This window comes from Kribbella antibiotica, assembly GCF_004349055.1.
Lineage (GTDB): Bacteria > Actinomycetota > Actinomycetes > Propionibacteriales > Kribbellaceae > Kribbella > Kribbella antibiotica.
This window is the reverse complement of sequence record NZ_SMKX01000012.1, coordinates 1-18,462: the sequence shown is the minus strand read 5'-3', so window position 1 is coordinate 18,462 and position 18,462 is coordinate 1. Positions and strand designations below refer to the sequence as shown.

Below are 18,462 nucleotides of genomic sequence, written 5' to 3'. Positions count from 1 at the left end.
TTAGCGTCTCTGGAATATACTTCGCGGGAACCTTGTTTGATCCACCATGACCGATCCACACGCAGTCCTCAACAACCTGGTCCGGCTCGAGACGGAGCTCTGGAACGAGCTGGACGCTCGACTTCGCACAACGCATGGTCTTCCAATGGCGATGTACGAGCCGATCCGGCTGATAGCCGGCGCAAGCCTCGTCCGCGTGCATGACATCGCCGAGGGCCTCGGCCTCACCGCCGGCGGCGCCAGCAAGCTGGTCGACCGCCTCGTCGAGGCCGGTTATGTCGAGCGCAGTACGAACCCGCACGACCGCCGCTCGTCCGTCCTCGAACCGACAGACCTCGCCAGGGAAGGACTACGAGTCGCCCGCCGCACAGTCAGCGAGGCTCTCGAGAGTCTTGTGACAAAACCGCTCACATCTGCAGAGCTGGAAACGCTGTCCTTGTTGCTGGATCGCCTACGCACTCACCTGCGCAACACCCAGTCGTTGGTGAACCGATGATGCCGCCGACGATGCGAGCAGTCGTCCTGGACGGTCCCGGGCCGGCGGAGGCCCTCCAAGTGCGCGAGCTGCCGCGGCCTGTACCCAAACCCGGTCAAGTGCTGGTCCGGGTCGAGGCCTTCGGACTGAACCGGTCGGAGCTGCACACCCGCCTTGGACTCGCCGATGGAGTGACCTTCCCACGAGTGCCGGGCATCGAGGCCACCGGAACCGTCGCCGAATGTCCCGGTGGCGAGTTCCCCGTCGGCCAGAAAGTCGTCGCCATGATGGGCGGGATGGGTCGAACCTTCGACGGCGGCTATGCCGAGTACACCTGCGTTCCTGCCAGCCAGGTCATCGCGTTCACGAGCGACCTCCCCTGGCATGTGCTCGGCGCCATCCCCGAAATGCTGCAGACCGCATACGGCTGCTTGACAGTGGGGCTGGACGCTCAACCCGGTCAGACGATTCTCATTCGGGGCGGTACGTCGTCAATCGGATTGGCGACCGCTGTCCTGGCAAAGCGACGTGGGCTGTCCGTCGTGTCGACCACCCGGCGCCTCGACCGTACCGACAAGCTCACCACACTGGGCGTGGACCACGTTGTGCTCGACACCGGAGCCGTCGCCGAGCAGGTACGCAAGATCGTTCCCGGTGGAGTCGACGTAGCGCTGGAGCTGGTCGGCGCACCCACGCTCGCCGACACGCTGGCCTCAGTACGATCCCAGGGCGTGGCTTGCTTTGCCGGGATGCTCTCGAACGAATGGATAATCCCCGACTTTTACCCCATCGGATACCTGCCGCACGGTGTCCGGCTGTCGGCCTACGGAGGCGACGCCAGCGACCTGCCACCTCAAGTACTCCAAGAGTTCCTCGACGCAGTCGCCGTAGGGAACGCGACTGTACCCATCGGTGGGGTGTACACCCTCGACGAGATAGCTGACGCCCATCGCGCCATGGAATCCGGCCACGCGTTCGGCAAAATCGTCGTCACCACGAAGCCCGTCACACAACCATGAACGACGGGATGACGCCTGCATCAGCGTAACCGCGATCCGCACCTCGCTGGCAACCTCTGACCGATCCTGCCGACATTCGCCACTGTTGCTTGACTCAGCCCATCGGTGGTCGCTTTACTCGCCTAGGCGCAGTGAGCGCGCCACCGATGCCCCAGCCGGTAGGGATCGTCGATCCCGAGCCCGGCACCAGGCGCCAGGGCCGCGGCCCGAGGCGGGGTCGCATCCCGGTACCCACGGAGTCAGTCGTGCGTTGTCCCCGTTCCCTATCACTCCTCAAGCCTGCGGTCGCCGTTCCAGCGGCGCAGCGAGGCCGAACAAGTCACCATCAGAGCGAGCGACTGGTTGAGGACTCGGCGGTCATCCGCCGGGTCGCGCGTGAGGGACTGCTGATCGCGGGTGGTGGACGAGCTACCGTGCTGCAGATCTCACATCCCCAGATCGCCCAGGGCACAGCCGACTTCAGCAACTTCGCTGGTCGGCCACTCAACCGCCTTCACGCCACGGTGACCTATCTCTACGGAGTCCTCTTCGGCACCCGCGAAGAAGCCCGAAAGGTGAGCGATGCGGTCGTCGCGATGCACCGCAGAGTCTCGGGCCGTGGCTATTCTGCCAACGACCCCGAACTGCAGGTCTGGGTCGCCGCCACGCTGTACGACACCGCAATGGTCTTGTACGAGCCGGTCTTCGGCCAGTTGTCGGATGCGGACGCCGACGCTTGCTACCAGCAATACAGCGTTCTCGCCACAGCCATCGGTTGCCCCGAGCACGCATGGCCGGCTTCACGCGCCGAGTTCTCCGACTACTGGCAGGAAATGATTTCGACGCTGCCCATCGGTGACACCTCACGCGAGCTAGCCCGCGCACTCCTCTCTCCTGCCGACCTTCCGCTGATCCTGCGTCCCACTGTGCCGCCATACCGGTTCATCACCATCGGGTTGTTGCCCGACGCAATCAGACAGCGTCTGGGCTACTCGTGGACGCCACGGCAGGACCGGCTGCTCCACCACGGCCTCCGCCTCACCTCAGCCATCTACCCACACCTGCCACTAACCCTGAGAGAAGCACCCAAAACCCACTTCCTCAACTCACTCCGACGACGAACACCGCAGCCGGAATGAATTCGGGGCAGTCCCAGCTTCTCTTACCGACACCCCGATTGGCGAGGTCCGCCGAGCTGAAGGAGCTGATCTTCTGCGGGTCAGAGGTTCGCCGGCCGACTTGTTTCGAGCTGTGTGGTGATCCAGTCGCCGGCGGCTTCGGCGGTGGTGTTGGCGTGGTCTCCGATCATGGAGAGGTGGTCGCCCGGCACCAGGCGAGTCGTGTGGGGAAACGGCCAATGGACCCGCACGGTGGAGGCTGACTCGGCTTGGAGGCAGAGCGTTGGTGTCGAGATGGGTTCGGATGCCCAGCCGAGGCTGAGTCCGAGGTAGTGCCCCATGGCGCTGAGGCTGATGTCGGTGATCGGAGACTGCGCGCTCTGGTCGGCCCAGTGGCGAGCCATGAGCGCGGAGAAGACCCCCTTGCCGAGGGATGATCGCGTGGCCTCGACGGGGTCCAGGAGGACGACTGCCCTAGGAGGTTCGCTGACGAGCTCGAGGCGGCGTGCAACCTCGTGGGCGATGACGGCACCCGAGGAGTATCCGAGGAGGACGAGCGGGCGTCCGTCGGCGTGCTTCGAGATGGCTTCAGCGACTGCGGCAACCAGTGCCTCTCGGGTCGGCAGCAACTGCTCGCCAGCGTGGTAGCCCGGTAGCTTGACGCCGGAGAGATCTGGGCAGGCGAGGAGTTGCTTGGCGAATTCCTGAAACTGAGCCGGGTCTGCTGGAGCGACCAGGGACGGAACACAAACCACGCGGGGACCGGTTCGCCCGCGGGTCAGGGTGATGATCGCGGGTCTTTCCTGCACTTGCGGTGGTGCGTCGGATGCCAGGCGTGTTTGCGCCGCGCCGCGGGCCAGGTCGAATGCCTTGCCGTCATCGTCGGATTCACATGCCTCGCGGAAGGCCTCGGTGAGCGTGCCGGTCCTGGGTGTGGGCGTGGGTGGCTCCGTGGTGGTGCTGAGCCTGGTGTCCAGCTCGTTCGCCAGAGCTGTCGGGGTGGGATGGTCGAAGATCGCTGTGGTGGGCAGTCGTAGGCCGGTGGCCACGTTGATTCTGTTGCGGAGCTCCACCGAGGCCAACGAGTCGAATCCGGATTCGCGGAAGGGGCGGTCGGGATCGACCGCGTCCGAGCTGGTGTGTCCTAGGACCCAGGCGGCATTTACCCGGACGAGGTCCAGGAGCAGGTGATGCCGGCCGGCAGCTGGCAGCGAGGCCAACTGCTGCGTCAACGAGATCGAGGTTCCGCCGGCGGAGACGTTCCTGGCGCGCCGTGACGGTTGGCGGATCAGTGCCTGGAGCAGCGTTGGCACATCGCCGGCCTTGGCTCGCTCGGCGAGTACCGTCATGTCCAGGTGAGTGGCTGCGATGATCGGCTCATCGATCGTCCGGGCCGCGTCGAACAGCGCCAGACCGTCGGCGGTGGGCAGCGGCCGGAGTCCGTCGCGGCTGAGCCGCGACACGTCGGTGCCGCCGAGGTGGCCGGTCATCCCACTGGCCTGCGCCCAGAAGCCCCAGGCCAGCGACTGGGCTGGAAGGCCGTGTCCTCTGCGGTGCTGAGCCAGCGCATCCATGAAGACGTTGGCGGCCGCGTAGTTGGCCTGACCCGGCCCGCCGAGCTGGCCCGACATCGAGGAATACAGCACGAACTCGGCGAGGTCCACGTCACGGGTGAGTTCGTGAAGGTTGATAGCCGCGTCGACCTTGGGCCGCATCACCGCGTCGACCCGGTCCGGGGTCAGGGAGGCGATGACTCCGTCGTCCAGCACCCCGGCGGTGTGGATCACGGAGGTCAGTGGGTGGCTGCCGGGAATTGCGGTCAGCAACTCCTGCAGGGCATGGCGGTCGGCTGTGTCGCAGGCCGCGATGGTGACGGTGGCGCCGAGTGCGGAGAGTTCCCGCTGGAGGTCGGCCGCGCCGGGTGCGTGTGCTCCGCGCCGGCTGGTGAGCAGCAGGTGGCGTGCGCCGCGGGCGGTGACGAGGTGGCGGGCCAGGGCCGAGCCGAGAGTTCCGATACCACCTGTGATGAGGATCGTTCCGTCCGGATCGAACGGCCGTGGAATGGTGAGGACGTTCTTGCCGATGTGCCGGGCCTGGCTGAAGTGGCGGAAAGCCTCGGGTGCGCGGCGGATGTCCCAGGTGTTGACCGGTAGCGGTCGCAGCGTGCCCGACTCCAATAGGCCCACCAGTGCTGCGAGCATGGTCGCGATGTGGTCCGGGCCGGCTTCTCCGGTGTCGAACGCCTGGTAGCGGACACAGATGTGATCGGCTGCGACCTTCTCGGGGTCCCGGATGTCGGTCTTGCCCATTTCCAGGAAGCGCCCGCCCGGCCGGAGCAAGCGCAGCGACGCATCGACGAAGTCGCCGGCCAGGCAGTCCAGTACCACGTCCAGGCCTTCGCCCTGCGTTGTGGCGCGGAAGGCTTCCTCGAAGTCGAGGTCGCGGGAGGAGGCGATGTGGGCGTCGTCGAGGCCGAGCTCGCGCAGGGCCTCCCACTTACCGGGGCTGGCGGTGCCGAACACCTCGGCGCCCAGATGCCGGGCGATCTGCACGGCAGCGTTCCCGACGCCGCCGGTGGCAGCGTGAACCAGGACCCGGTCACCTGTCTTGACGTCGGCGAGTTCCGCCAGGGCGTAGTAGGCGGTGACGAACGCGGCAGGAAAGGAGGCTGCTTCCGGGAACGCCCAGCCGCCGGGCATGCCGACCAGCATCCGATGGTCGGTCGTCGCAGCCGAGCCGAAGGTGGTGCTGCCGGTGAACAAGCCGGTCACGCGATCGCCTGGGGCGAACCTCGTGACTCCCTCGCCGACCTCGGCCACCACGCCCGCGCCCTCCAGCCCGATGCTTCCCCAGAAGTCGAACGCGACGGGGACGAGGCCCAGAGCCTTGACCACGTCACGGAAGTTCATCCCCGCGGCCCGCATGGTGACGCGAACCTGTCCGGGCCCCGGCGGGAGGCCGGCCTCGGGCGACTCCACCAGGGCGAGGTTGTCCAGTGTCCCGGTCTCACCGGTGTCCAGTCGCCATGACGCTGTGGGGGGCACAGCCAAGGATCGGGTCGAGGCGACGGGCAGGAGCCTGGGCAGGTAGGCGGTGCCTGCGCGCAGGGCGAGCTGTGGCTGCCCTGAGGCGATGGCCGTCGGCAATGCGGCAGCGGATCCGTCCGCGTCGTCGATGTCCACGAGCACGAACCGGTCGGGGCTTTCTGTCTGGGCCGATCTGATCAATCCCCACACCGCTGAGTGGGCGGGGTCCAAGATGTCGTCGCCGTCGGAGATCGCCACAGCGCCACGGGTCACGATCAGCAGCCGGGACTGGGTGAATCGCGGGTCGGCGAGCCAAGATTGCGTCAGCGTCAGAGCCCGGTGGGTCGCGGCGCGAACCTCCCCGGCGCAGAGGGCGGAGGCCGGTTCGGCCGACAGACACACGGCCACGACATCGTGGCCCTGCGGGCTAGGCAGTCCGGCGAAGTCCGGAGAGGCGTCCACGGTGACACCGGCCGCGATCAGGGCCCGGATGAGAGCCTCATCGGCGCCGACGAGGGCCCACCGCTGGCCGGGTGCCGCTGCCGGGATCGGCATCATGGGCGTCCAGCTGAGTCGGAAGAGCGAATCCTTGCCGCCTGCCGGAGCGGATCGGCGGAGCCCGTCGGCGGAGATCGGGCGAAGCAGCAATTCCTCGGCCGTGGCCACCGTGGCTCCAGTCGAGTCCGCAACGGTCAACGTCACGGTATCGGGGCTGGAGGATTCCAGCCGAACGCGCAACGCTGCTGCACCGACGGCCTGCACTCGCACACCTCGCCAGAGGAATGGCAGCTTGATCTGGGTCGACGGAGCCGTACCGCGGGCCCCTGCCAGATCAGCGGCGAGCATTCCGTGCAGGGCGGCGTCCAGGAGCGCCGGATGGACGGCGTAACCGTCCGCTTGAGCCTGCAGGTCCGCGCTCAGGCCGACCTCGGCGAATGTCTCCCGACCGCGCTGCCACACCGCCGTCAGGTTCTGGAAGGACGGCCCGTACTCATAACCCCGCTCGGCGAGCCGTGGATAGAAGTCACCGATATCGACGGCGACGGCTCCTGGCGGCGGCCACGTTTCGAAATCTGCATCCCTCGGGGTGAGGGTGGCGACGGTGGACACGGTCCCGGAAGCATGCCGGGTCCATGCTGTCACGGTGCCGGTGCCCTTGGCGCGGGAGTGGATGGTCAATGCGCGGCGTCCGTCCTCGCCTGGCTCGCCCACGACGACCTGGATCATGACCTCGTCGCGTTCCTGGAGCACCAGGGGAGTTTCAAGGACGAGTTCGTCGATCTGATCGCTGCCGAGCCGGTCGGCTGCCTGCAGCGCCAGTTCGAGGAGCGCTGTGCCCGGGACCAGAACGGTGCCCAGCACGGCGTGGTCGGCCAGCCAGGGGTGTGTACGGAGCGACAGCCGCCCTGTCAGCAGGAGACCGTCGGATTCCGCGAGGTGGATCTGCGCGCCGAGCAGCGGGTGATCGTCACGCTCCAGACCGGCCGACGCCACGTCGGCCGTCTGCCCGGTCGCCTCGAGCCAGAACCGTTCGTGCTGGAAAGCGTAGGTCGGCAAGTCCACCGGGCGGCCGCCGCGCAACGCCGTACCCCAGTCGACCGTGACACCGTGGGCGTGGGCGTGGGCCAGCGCGCGACGGAATCCGTCCAAGCCGCCTTCAGCCCGGCGCAACGTCGTCAGGACGGCCGCGCTCCGGCCGGTGGCCTCGACCGTCTCCAGCATTCCGGTGCCGAGCACCGGGTGCGGGCTGACCTCCAGCAGCACTCCGTGCCCGTCCTCGAGTACGGTACGCAGGGCCTGCTCGAACCGGACGGTCTCCCGCAGGTTCCGATACCAGTAGTCGGCGTCCAGGTCCGCAGTGAGGACACGGTCGCCTGTCACCGTGGAGTAGAACGGGATGGCGGGCCGTCGTGGTTCGATCGCCGACAGATCGGCGAGGAGCCGCTCGCGAATGTCCTGCACATGCGAGGAGTGCGAGGCGTAGTCCACTGCCACGCGGCGCGACCACACGCCCTCGGTCGCACAGCCTGCCAGCAGTTCCTCCAAGGCGTCGTCGTCTCCCGACACCACCACGCTCCCGGGTCCGTTGATCACGGCGAGGGAGAGCCTGCCGCCCCACGGAGCGATCCGTTGGGACGCCTCCTCTGCGGACAGGGCCAGCGAGATCATGCCGCCGCGCCCCGACAGCGCCAGGATCGCCTTGCTCCTCAGCGCCACAACCATCGCGGCATCCTCCAACGACAGGGCTCCCGCCACGCATGCGGCGGCGATCTCTCCCTGGCTGTGGCCGATCACCGCGTCCGGTCGCACCCCGTGGTCCTGCCACAGGTCCGCTAGAGACACCAGCATCGCGAACAACACCGGCTGGACGACGTCCACCCGGTCCAGCCCGGGAGCCCCAGCGCCGCCGCGCAGGACCTCCGACAACGACCAGTCGACATGTGGGGCCAGCGCGTCGGCGCACTCCTGCATGCGCCGGGCGAACGCAGGCGATTCATTCAGCAGATCCAGCGCCATGTCCGCCCACTGCGACCCCTGGCCAGGAAAGACGAACACTGTTTTGGCCTCGGGGATCGCCTTCGCGTGGACCACCTGGGGCGCGGGTGTCGACTCGGCCAAAAACGCCAGACCGCCGAGCAGATCGTCACGGTCACTGCCCAGGACGACACCACGGTGAGCGAACCGGGTACGGGCGGTCAGCGAGAATCCGATGTCCCTCGGATCCGCCTCAGGACGAACACGCAGATGCTCGAGCAGCCTGTGTGCCTGGTCCCGCAAAGACTGGGGTGTGCGGGCCGACAGCACCCACGGCACCAGGCCGTGATCTCCGCTGTCCTCCGACGGCACCGACGTGTGCACGGCAGGCGGTGCCTGTTCGACGATCACGTGGGCGTTGGTACCGCTGATCCCGTAGGCCAGCACGCCCGCACGCCGCGGCCGGTCCGTTTGTGGCCACTCGGCCGCCTCGGTGAGCAGCACCAGGTTCCCTGCGGACCAGTCGACATGCGGAGACGGCTCGCCGATGTGCAGGGACCTGGGCATCACCCCGTGGCGGATCGCCATCACCATCTTGATGACCCCCGCGACCCCCGCGGCCGCCTGGGCGTGACCGATGTTGGACTTCAACGACCCCACATGGACCGGCGACCGCGCGGGACGGTCCTGACCGTAGGTCGCCAGCAGGGCCGTGGCCTCGATCGGGTCACCGACTTTCGTGCCGGTGCCGTGCGCCTCCACGACATCGATGTCACGGGAGGTGAGTCCGCAGGAGGCGAGGCCCTGGCGGATCACCAGTTCCTGAGAGGCACCGTTAGGCGCCGCGAACACCCTGCTCGCACCGTCCTGGTTGACCGCCGAACCTCGCAGTACCGCCAGAACCGGGTAACCGAGCCGTTGAGCATCTGACAACCTGGCCAGCAGCAGCATCCCCGCGCCCTCACCCGGGCCGAACCCGTCGGCGGACGCCGAGAAGCTCTTGCTGCGGCCGTCCCGGGCCAACCCGCGCTGACGACTGAAATCGACGAGATAACCCGGTTCAGCGATCACCGTGACACCGCCGGCCAGAGCCAGCGAGCACTCCCCGGCCCGCAGCGACGAAGCGGCCAGGTGCAGCGCGGTCAACGATGACGAGCACGCCGTGTCCAGCGAGATAGACGGCCCCAGCAGGCCAAGAAAGTACGAGACTCGACCAGAGATCGCCGCGAGCATGCCGCCGGCCAGGCTGCTCGCCTCCGCGCCGGTGCCCTCGCCCGAACGCGGCCCGTAGTTCTGATCGAATGACCCCACGAACACACCTGTCGCCGAGGACTTCAAGGATGCCGGATCCACCCCCGCCCGCTCGATGGCCTCCCAAGCCGTCTGGAGGACCAGTCGCTGCTGCGGATGCATCCCCCGCGCCTCGCGAGGGCTGACCCCGAAGAAGTCCGCGTCGAAGCCCGCGGCCTCCTCGAGGAACCCGCCCTCACGCAGATACAGCGTGCCTGGATTATCCGGATCGGGGTGATAGAGCCCTTCAAGATCCCAGCCACGATCAGTGGGCAGGCCCCCGATCACATCGCGTTCGGCGAGCACCAGATCCCACAGATCCTCCGGCGACCGCACTCCGCCGGGCAGATGGCATGCCATACCCACGATCGCGACCGGCTCGGCCGCCCCGCCGCCCATCCCGATATCAGCCTCGGCAGGCAGCTCACGATCTCGCCCCTCCAGCGCTTCCCGAACGACCTGCCCCTGCGATCTACTCACATCGACCAACTCCCGGACTAACACAGCTCGCGAAGCACATGGACGTTGTGCACGATCTGCCGACGAACGGTTTAGATGGGAACCCCTACCGCCCAACCCCTCGACGACGATGTCCCTGGCTCGATCGACCCCAGGCAGAAGCCCCGGCGAGCCCCGAGCAACACCTTGCCCATCAACTGGACTCCTCAGGGTTCCGTAACCCGACAGGCCCCTGCCCCCACAGCCCTCCCTGATAGGTGGGCTGGCCCCGAGATACGAACGAAACAGGCCATCGCTGGGCGGTATGCGTAAACGAGGGCTGCGCTACGACAGACGCTAGTTGCGATCACCATGATCGGGAACAAGTCAATTTCATATCCTAGGCATCGATGCCTTGCATACTTGGCCCCGCTCTTTCATCGGCTCGGTGAGTTCGGGTGTGCGGGCGTTGGAGTCGGCGCCCCCAGACATGCCACATCCTGTGGCCGCCATTGCCCATGGGCACGCGCTCGGCGTGCGACTCCGGTCTCACGACCCGAGCCTGTCTTCCAGGTTGAGGCGGCTCCGGGCGTTGAAGGTGGCGATGAGGTCGGGGAGTTCGCTGAGGCTGTCGATGTGCATTGTGGGTTCGTCGCCGTCCAGGATTTGCTGGACAAGGTTCCACGGGCCGCGACGGATCAGCGCGGTGTGCAAGCCGACAGTGGCGGCCGGGTGGATGTCGTTGTCAAGTCGGTCCCCCACGTAGATGATTTCGTCGGGCTGGAACGGGGCGCACTCGACGAGACGCTCGAAGAACCCCGGATCAGGTTTCGCCACTCCCCACTGTTCGGAGGTGGCGATCAGGTCGCAGGGCAGGTCCAGCGAACGCAGGATGCCGAGCGATTTGGCTGTCTGGTTCCCGGCGATGCCCGTCCAGACGCCGGCGGCGCACAATGTGACCAGGGTGGGTCGCACATCGGGGTAGAGGTCTTGTTCGGTGAACCGCTCCAGGTCGTCCTCGGCCGCGCGGCGGGCGCGTGCCGCTGCCAGGTCGGTACCCGGTATGAGCAGGCCCAGCGCGTCGTGCTCTTCCAATCCGCGGCTGAGGGCCACCCCGACGGCGGCGGCGAAGGTGTGGGCAGGGACGCCGAGCCAGTTGGCCCACTGACGGTATTCGCGCTCGCAGTTGACCACGCACTCGGCGATATCGAGAACGACCGCTCGGATCACTGGGCCGCCTCTTGCTGGGGCAAGCCGCTCAGCGTCGCGTCCAAGCCCTTCTTGCGCCAGGAATCGATCATCTGTTGTGTCCAGTTGGCGACACGGCGCGCCAGTTCGGCGTCGCCGCTGGACTCCAATGCCCTGTCCAGGTGACCTTGGGCTAGTCGGAAGTGATCGGACGCCATGTCCACTGTGGCCACCAAGCCCGACTCCCAGTCGTGGCGGCCGAACGCCTGCAGAGTCTGCAGGCTCAGCGGGTCGCCGGGTTGGTGGCCCTTGCCCGCCGACTCGATGAGCAAGGTGAGGGCCATGGTGAAGTTCCCGAGCTCGACATCGAAGTCCGCAGTTTTCGACCTCGCCTGCCCTGATTTCCCCAGCCAGGCTTCGATGTCCTCGACATCATCGGCCAGCTGGAAACCTGCTCCGAATTCGCGGATGGCGCAGCGCAGGTCTCGGTCGTCCACCGGGTGCGGCGCACTGGACAGGCATCCCACGATGAGTCCGAGTTCGAGCATCGCGGAGGTCTTGCCGTCGTTGATGGCCTCCTGGGTTGCCCTGGCCTTGATCCGGCCACGCTCGTGTGACTCTCGTAGCTGCGCCACGTTGACCTGGCGGAAAGCCTTGATGAATGCGTCCGCCAGCTCGAAGGAGTCCGCGTGGGCGATCGCCAGCGCCCTCGTGGAGGCGAGATTTCCGATCAGGAGCGCTTGTTCGAACCCGACCGACTTCCAGAGCGTGGGCACACCACGACGTACGGTGCCCTTGTCCATGATGTCGTCGTGGATCAAGGTCGAGGTGTGGAGCAGTTCCAGCGCGACACAACGCCGAATCAGGCGATCCGAGAGTTGACCTGCCGTGACAGCGGCCAGGCGAGACCGTATTTGCCGGCCCGCGGCCAGCGCGCTCGCGTGGCTGGCCAGCCCGTACGGCGCAAGGATTCGGCTGTACTCGCCGTCGAGCTCCGCCGTCAGCTGCGACGCGAATGCCGCGAGATCAGAACTGTTCGTCGTGGCTTGCTGCATCATGCCTCCATTGCTTGTCAGATCGGGGTGATCGGCAGCTTGAGAACGCCAGCGGCGTGATCGGGAACGGCCGCGTTGTTCGGGGCGATGGGCTGTAGCCGTTCGTAGCCACGCTCTAGGGCCGGCCGGGGATCAGGATCGCCGTTGTTCGGCCAGAACGACATCGCTCGTTCGGCTTGCGCCGTGATGCTGAGGGACGGGTTGGCGCCGAGATTGGCCGAGATGGTGGAGCCGTCGGCGACGTGGAGGCCAGGGTGACCGTAGAGGCGTTGGTAGGCGTCCACGACGCCGGTTGCGGGTGAGTCCCCGATCGGGCAGCCGCCGAGGAAGTGGCCGGTACTGGGGATGTTGAACAGGTCGAACACCGCACCTTTCGGGATGCCGCCCATCTTGTCGGCGATACGACGGCTCACCTCGTGGGCGACCGGGATCCATACCGGGGGTTTCGCGTCGGGTCCCGGCCTGGTGGTCAGCTTCCTGCCGAGGAGACCGCGCTTGGTATAGGCGATGAGCGAGTTGTCATCCGTCTGCATCGCGATCAAGCCCAGTGTCTGCTGGGACCAGCCGCGCGGGTTGTGGATCTTCCCCAAGGTGCGCCAGTTGGCCAGCATGACCCGCAGCCCGGACAGGAGTCGTCGACGGCCTTCTTCCGGGTCGACGAGGACGGTGGTGGTGAGTGAGAGGAAGTTGCTGCCCTTACCGCCCAAGCGGCCCAGCTCGATGTGGGTTACGTCGTCGGGATGGAAGGACGACGTGATGGCGACGCCACGGCTGTAGTCCGCGTCGATGTGCAGGGACCTCGGGTACAGCACAACTGCGGAGTTCGTCCGCGTCAGCTTTCCCAGCGTGGCCGAGATGTTCGGGAGCCGGCCGGAGTCTTTGAGCTTATGCAGCAGCTTCTGGGTGCCCAGAGCCGCTGCCGAGAAAATCACCTGTTCTGCGGTGTAGGAACGTTTCATTCTGCGGAGCTTGCCGCCGGTACGGACCGTGTCGATGCGGTAGCCGCCGCTGGGCAGCGGGGTCACTGCGTTGACGGTGGTTAGGGGCTGAACGATAGCGCCGGCTTGCTCGGCGAGGTACAGATAGTTCTTGACGGTCGTGTTCTTCGCGTTGTGCCGGCAGCCGACGATGCATTCACCGCAGCTCCTGCAGGTGTTGCGGGCTGGTCCGGCGCCACCGAAGTACGGGTCGGGCGTTAGCGTGCCCGCGGGCCGGCCGGGGTCACCGAAGTACACGCCGACCGGTGTCCGTCTGAAGGTGGCGCCACGGCCCATGTCACTCGCGACCTCCTGGAGTAGGTCGTCGGCCACGGTGTTCTCGGGAACCTCGACCACGCCGAGCATCCGTTCGGCCTGGTCGTAGTAGGGGGCGAGTTCGGCCTTCCAATCTGTGATGTGCGCCCACTGCTTGTCCAGGAAGAACGCGTCGAGCGGGCGGTAGAGAGTGTTGGCGTAGACGAGTGATCCGCCACCGACTCCGGCGCCGGACAGCACGAAGGTGTTCTTCAGCAGCGTCATGCGCAGGATGCCGTAGCAGCCGAGGCCGGGTGCGAACAGATAGCGCCGCAACCGCCAGGACGTTTTCGCGAAGTCGCCGTCTGCGAACCGCCGCCCGGCTTCGAGAACCCCGACCCGGTAGCCCTTCTCCGTCAGGCGCAGTGCGGAGACGCTGCCACCGAAGCCGGAACCGATCACGAGGACGTCGTAGTCGAAGTCGGTCATGTCAGCGCTCTTGACCGCGCGCGGTCCGCAACGCCCGCGGGCGAAGGCCCGCGAACTTGCCGGTTGTGCCGTACAGCAACTGGACGGCCTTCAGCAGTTTGGGGGAGATCCGTTCGTCCGTCGGGTAGAAGTGCAGGTCCTTGTTCGGAAAGGACCGTGCGATTACGACGGCGTGGTCACTCAGCCACCCTTGCATCCGGCGTAAGACCAAGGCGCGACCGTTGAACCCCATCGCGTTCCAGGCCGACTGAGCCGCCCGTCCCTGCCTTGCCAGGTCGGCCACCGCCGCAGCATCGAGGATCGAGGCCACGCCGATCCGTTCACCGGTTGCCGGGTTCACGACCACCAACTGGTTGGCAACCGGCGGACTCGCGCTGGTGGCCGTCATGACAATCGCTTCTCCGATCCAGCTCGGCGGAGATTGGGGCCAGACGAGTTTGCCTTATGCCAACGCCGAAACGTTGCGCGTACGGTCACCTCGCTTCCCCCTCGAAAGCCGCGCCCGTTGGCGTCGGCGGGCTGTCTCTGCCCGTGCGCAGTTCGGGCGGGAGGGAGAAACGGAGGGTCTCCTGAGTGACGGAGACTTCTTCGACTTCTGGGTATCCGCGATCGGCCAACGCGCGCAGCAATCCGGACACGGCGGACTCAGGCGCAGAGGCGCCTGCGGTCACCCCTACGACCTGGACGCCTTCGAACCAGTCGTCGCGGACTTGGTCCGCGTCATCGACGAGGTAGGCAGTGTGTGCTCCGGCGCGCAGTGCGACCTCGACGAGGCGCATCGAGTTCGATGAGTTCGTGGAGCCCACGACGAGGAGGAGGTCGCATCGGGCCGCGATTGCGCGTACCGCCTCCTGGCGATTCTGACTGGCATAGCAGATGTCGTCGCTCGGCGGGTTCGTTAGATGCGGAAAGCGTTCACGCAGTGCCTCGGCGACCGCGACCACCTCGTCGACGGCGAGTGTGGTCTGGGATAGCCAGATCAGCTTGTCTGGATCCTCCGCTTGCAAGTTCGCAGCTTCCTGCGGGGTAGCAACGGTCTGGATACTCCCTGGCGCTTCGCCTCTGGTGCCCTCCACCTCCTCATGCCCGCTATGGCCGATCAACGCGATCTCATAGCCCTCCTGCGCGAAGCGGACGACCTCCCGGTGGACTTTCGCCACCAGCGGACACGTCGCATCGATGACGAGCAGACCTCGTTCCGCGGCTTGCTTATACACGCTTGGTGATGCTCCATGGGCAGAAATGACGACCACGGAGCCCTCTGGAACCTCATCCAACTCCTGGACGAACACCGCCCCGTAGCCAGTGAGTTCGCGGACCACATGGACGTTGTGCACTATCTGCCGACGGACATAGACGGGTGGTCCGTGCCGCTTGAGCACCTCGTTAACAGTGTCCACAGCTCGATCGACCCCTGCGCAGAAGCCTCGGGGAGCCGCGAGTAGCACCTTGCCCATCATCCGGCGATCGCATCCTCACGTAGCGCTTCCCACCTGGGACATAGCCCCATTGCCTACCCGGTGTGCGTAGGCACGAATTCGCTGTCAGAGACAATAATCGCGACCACTGTGATCGGGAACCAACCGATTTCAGATACCAGGTATCGATACCATGCATACCCGCGGCGAAAGCTTTTCAGCTGCAACCGGCAAGAAGCTGGGCTCCCCTATTGCCAATCCGGTGAATGCGTTGGAGCCTGAAATGCTCGGACTCGGGCAGTGATCGGGAGGATTTCAGGTGGGCATCCTGGATTTGATCAAAACACCGAATGATCTTCGCCACCTGACCGATTTTCAGCTGCGTGAGCTGGCCTCGGAGATCCGCGACGTGCTCGTCGAGACGGTGTCGCGGACCGGTGGTCACCTGGGTCCGAACTTGGGCATGGTGGAGATCACGCTGGCGATGCACCGGGGGTTCTCCTCGCCGCGGGACCGGTTGGTCTACGACACCGGGCACCAGACCTACGTCCACAAACTGCTCACCGGCCGTGCTGCGACGTTCGACACGCTCCGTCAGGAAGGCGGCCTCTCGGGATACCCGAGCCAGGCCGAGTCCGAACACGACGTGGTCGAGAACAGCCACGCCTCGACCTCGCTCTCGTACGCCGACGGCCTCGCCAAGGCGTACCGGCTGCGCGGCGAGGACCGGCATGTCGTCGCGCTGATCGGTGACGGCGGCCTGACCGGCGGGATGGCCTGGGAGGCGCTCAACAACATCGCCGCGGCCGATGACCTCAAGCTCGTCATCATCGTCAACGACAACGGCCGCTCGTACAGCCCGACCGTCGGCGGCCTGGCCACGCACCTGACCAGTCTGCGCACCAATCCGCGGTACGAGAAGATCCTCGACCTGATCAAGAAGAACCTCGGCCGCGTGCCGTACGTCGGCCCCCCGATGTACGAGGTGCTGCACGGGGTGAAGAAGGGCCTGAAGGACATGCTCGCCCCGCAGGGCATGTTCGAGGACCTCGGCCTCAAGTACGTCGGCCCGGTGGACGGTCACGACCGGCAGGCGATGGAGGACGCGCTCGCCAAGGCGAAGGCGTTCGGCGGCCCGGTGATCGTGCACGCGGTCACCCAGAAGGGCTTCGGGTACGCCGCCGCCGAGCAGGACGAGGAAGACAACTTCCATCAGGTCCGGCCGAAGAGCAAGCCGCGCGGCTGGACCGACGTGTTCGCCGAGGAGATCATCGAGATCGGCCACCGCCGGCCCGATGTCGTCGCGATCACCGCCGCGATGCTGCACCCGACCGGCCTGGCCCCGTTCGCCAAGGAGTTCCCCGACCGGATCTTCGACGTCGGCATCGCCGAGCAGCACGCGGTGACGAGTGCCGCGGGCCTGGCGATGGGTGGTCTGCACCCGGTCGTCGGCCTCTACGCGACCTTCCTCAACCGTGCCTTCGATCAGCTGCTGCTCGACGTCGCGCTGCACAAGTGCGGCGTCACCTTCGTGCTCGACCGGGCCGGCGTCACGGGTGACGACGGCGCGAGCCACAACGGCATGTGGGACATGTCGATCCTCCAGGTTGTACCGGGCCTGCGGCTGGCGGCGCCGCGGGACGGCACCCGCCTGCGTGAGCTGCTGAACGAGGCGGTCGAGGTCGACGACGCCCCGACCGTACTGCGGTACGCGAAGGGCGAGGTGCTCGCCGATATCGACGCGATCGACCGCGTCGGCGGCTGCGACGTCCTGGTCCGTACCGGCACCGACGTGCTCATCATCGGCATCGGCTCGATGGCCGCCACCGCCGTCGACGTCGCGAAGCGGCTCGAGGCGCAGGGTTTCGGCGTCACCGTGGTCGACCCGCGCTGGGTCAAGCCGGTCGACCCGAAGCTGATCGAGCTGGCGGCCAGGCACAAGTTCGTCGTGACGATCGAGGACAACGGCCGGGCCGGCGGGTGCGGCGCGGCGATCTCGCAGACGCTGCGCGACGCGGGTGTCACGACGCCGGTGCGCGACTTCGGCATCCCGCAGGAGTTCCTCGGGCACGCCAAGCGCGACAAGATCCTGCAGGAGATCGGCTTGACCGGCCAGGGGCTGGCCCGGGACGTGATAGAGATGATCGCCAAGCAAGGGGACGCGGTCACCAGTGAGTCAGACACCGCGAGCGGCAGGCCAGGCTGGGCCTGACGGCCACCCGGTCGTCGAGGTGTTCGTACCGGCTACACGGCGGGCGCGATACGCGAGTGCCGCAAGGTGATCGAGGAGAACCTGGCGCCGGCCGACGAGAACGGCTCGTCGTCGACCGGGGTCTTCTCGAATCACGACGGCGTCCGCCGCGCGACCCGCTACGGCCTGCCTCGCGATCCAGGGGGATCATGGCAGGACGGCAGGCCTGGCTGCTGAGCAACGGCACCGAGCCGACGGCTGATGTCGAGCAGGGGCGCGCCAAACTCCACCGGCGTGGGGCTTCCTGTGTCTTCAGGTCGGCACGGTGGGGATGTTCAGATGAGCAGTTCGTCGCTCAAGTCAACCAACTGGCGAAGCTCGGAGTCATGCAGGTGATCTATCTGTTGACGAGGGGAACGCTGTGCCGGTATTCGGCAGAACGGGATTGGTGTTCGTGCTGCTCGGTGGAGCGCTGCTGGCCACGGTAGGTCCGGCGCAGGCTGTGCCGCCCGAGAGGTCGGTTGCCCAAGGCAAGAATTGGGTGGTCGAGCCGGTGGCCGATGGCTACCGGGTTACGCTCAGGCTCGCCGCGCCGCTGCCGACGCGCTGCCGCTGATCGCGGTGGACGGCGTACCGATCGGGATGGCGAAACGGTCGCCGGACCGGCGTAGCATCTGGCTGGTGACGCCGAATTCTTCGGTGTCCAAGGCGAAAGATGTCCAGCTGGTTTGGTCGGGGTCAGGCGATCAGAGCCGGGACAAGGGCAAGGAAGGTCAGCGCCCGACTGGTGGCGTGAGTACCAACGAGGACCGGCTGAAGGCGCCGCTGGGCGCGCCGCCGGCGGTCGATCCCGGTGCTACGGGAAAGTATCCGGTCGAGACTGCGGAGTACAACCTGGGCGACGAGGCTGTCCTTCTGGCACGACTGCGGCCAGCAACGGTGAGATATTGAGCCACCGGCCGGGCCTGGACGTGCGGGGGGTTGGACCGGCGACCGCCAGTTGACACCGGCCCCGATCCCTTACTGGCCCCGGGGCCAGCCCATCAAATGGGGTCGGGCGGGGTGTCGG

At 66.7% G+C, this 18,462-nt stretch carries 13 protein-coding genes; 7 read left to right on the top strand and 6 right to left on the bottom strand.

The window, feature by feature from the left end; all coding sequences use genetic code 11:
- Window positions 1–46 precede the first annotated feature (46 nt).
- From E1263_RS06405 to E1263_RS06395, 3 genes are all read left to right on the top strand, one after another.
- On the top strand, window positions 47–496 hold the full coding sequence (locus tag E1263_RS06405; RefSeq protein ID WP_132166237.1) for a MarR family winged helix-turn-helix transcriptional regulator: 450 nt from the start codon (window positions 47–49) through the stop codon (window positions 494–496).
- Window positions 493–1,494, top strand: coding sequence for a zinc-binding alcohol dehydrogenase family protein (locus E1263_RS06400; RefSeq protein WP_202868740.1), 1,002 nt, complete (start codon window positions 493–495; stop codon window positions 1,492–1,494). The genes E1263_RS06405 and E1263_RS06400 overlap by 4 nt, the downstream gene beginning before the upstream one ends.
- A 146-nt stretch (window positions 1,495–1,640) precedes the next feature.
- Window positions 1,641–2,612, top strand: coding sequence for an oxygenase MpaB family protein (locus tag E1263_RS06395; RefSeq protein WP_132166236.1), 972 nt, complete (start codon window positions 1,641–1,643; stop codon window positions 2,610–2,612).
- Between the two features lie 80 nt (window positions 2,613–2,692).
- On the opposite strand, the gene E1263_RS06390 is transcribed toward E1263_RS06395, so the two are convergent.
- The 6 genes from E1263_RS06390 to E1263_RS06365 all read right to left on the bottom strand — a co-directional run bounded on the left by E1263_RS06390 (window position 2,693) and on the right by E1263_RS06365 (window position 15,244).
- On the bottom strand, window positions 2,693–9,862 hold the full coding sequence (locus tag E1263_RS06390; RefSeq protein ID WP_132166235.1) for a type I polyketide synthase: 7,170 nt from the start codon (window positions 9,860–9,862) through the stop codon (window positions 2,693–2,695).
- 507 nt (window positions 9,863–10,369) lie between these two features.
- Window positions 10,370–11,050, bottom strand: a complete 681-nt coding sequence (locus E1263_RS06385; RefSeq protein WP_132166234.1) for an HAD family hydrolase — start codon at window positions 11,048–11,050, stop codon at window positions 10,370–10,372.
- Window positions 11,047–12,066, bottom strand: a complete 1,020-nt coding sequence (locus E1263_RS06380; RefSeq protein WP_132166233.1) for a polyprenyl synthetase family protein — start codon at window positions 12,064–12,066, stop codon at window positions 11,047–11,049. The genes E1263_RS06385 and E1263_RS06380 overlap by 4 nt, the downstream gene beginning before the upstream one ends.
- Before the next feature lie 14 nt (window positions 12,067–12,080).
- The gene (locus E1263_RS06375) at window positions 12,081–13,784 is read right to left on the bottom strand and encodes a GMC oxidoreductase (protein WP_132166232.1); all 1,704 of its coding nucleotides are present in this window, start codon (window positions 13,782–13,784) and stop codon (window positions 12,081–12,083) included.
- Window position 13,785: 1 nt separating this feature from the next.
- Window positions 13,786–14,172: an aldehyde dehydrogenase family protein gene (locus E1263_RS06370; RefSeq protein ID WP_132166231.1), complete on the bottom strand. Its 387-nt coding sequence runs from the start codon at window positions 14,170–14,172 to the stop codon at window positions 13,786–13,788.
- An 85-nt stretch (window positions 14,173–14,257) separates the two neighbouring features.
- A complete protein-coding gene (locus E1263_RS06365) occupies window positions 14,258–15,244 on the bottom strand; it encodes a 4-hydroxy-3-methylbut-2-enyl diphosphate reductase (RefSeq protein ID WP_132166230.1) in 987 nt (328 codons plus the stop codon).
- Window positions 15,245–15,521: 277 nt separating this feature from the next.
- Between E1263_RS06365 and dxs the strand changes: the two genes are divergently transcribed.
- From dxs to E1263_RS42585, 4 genes are all read left to right on the top strand, one after another.
- Complete coding sequence (gene dxs, locus E1263_RS06360; protein ID WP_132166229.1) at window positions 15,522–17,414, top strand: 1-deoxy-D-xylulose-5-phosphate synthase; 1,893 nt, start codon at window positions 15,522–15,524, stop codon at window positions 17,412–17,414.
- A 66-nt stretch (window positions 17,415–17,480) separates the two neighbouring features.
- Window positions 17,481–17,630 (top strand): hypothetical protein, encoded by a 150-nt coding sequence (locus E1263_RS43530; protein WP_238161098.1) that lies wholly within the window; start codon window positions 17,481–17,483, stop codon window positions 17,628–17,630.
- A gap of 184 nt (window positions 17,631–17,814) precedes the next feature.
- Window positions 17,815–18,009, top strand: a complete 195-nt coding sequence (locus tag E1263_RS42590) for a hypothetical protein (RefSeq protein WP_165956507.1) — start codon at window positions 17,815–17,817, stop codon at window positions 18,007–18,009.
- Between the two features lie 65 nt (window positions 18,010–18,074).
- A complete protein-coding gene (locus tag E1263_RS42585; RefSeq protein WP_165956506.1) occupies window positions 18,075–18,344 on the top strand; it encodes a hypothetical protein in 270 nt (89 codons plus the stop codon).
- Window positions 18,345–18,462: the final 118 nt, after the last annotated feature.

Coding starts and splice junctions, on each gene's coding strand:
- E1263_RS06365 (WP_132166230.1), bottom strand. CDS start 15,244: ATGATGGGCAAGGTGCTACTCGCGGCTCCCCGAGGCTTCTGCGCAGGG.
- E1263_RS06405 (WP_132166237.1), top strand. CDS start 47: ATGACCGATCCACACGCAGTCCTCAACAACCTGGTCCGGCTCGAGACG.
- E1263_RS06370 (WP_132166231.1), bottom strand. CDS start 14,172: ATGACGGCCACCAGCGCGAGTCCGCCGGTTGCCAACCAGTTGGTGGTC.
- E1263_RS06400 (WP_202868740.1), top strand. CDS start 493: ATGATGCCGCCGACGATGCGAGCAGTCGTCCTGGACGGTCCCGGGCCG.
- E1263_RS06375 (WP_132166232.1), bottom strand. CDS start 13,784: ATGACCGACTTCGACTACGACGTCCTCGTGATCGGTTCCGGCTTCGGT.
- E1263_RS06395 (WP_132166236.1), top strand. CDS start 1,641: ATGCCCCAGCCGGTAGGGATCGTCGATCCCGAGCCCGGCACCAGGCGC.
- E1263_RS06380 (WP_132166233.1), bottom strand. CDS start 12,066: ATGATGCAGCAAGCCACGACGAACAGTTCTGATCTCGCGGCATTCGCG.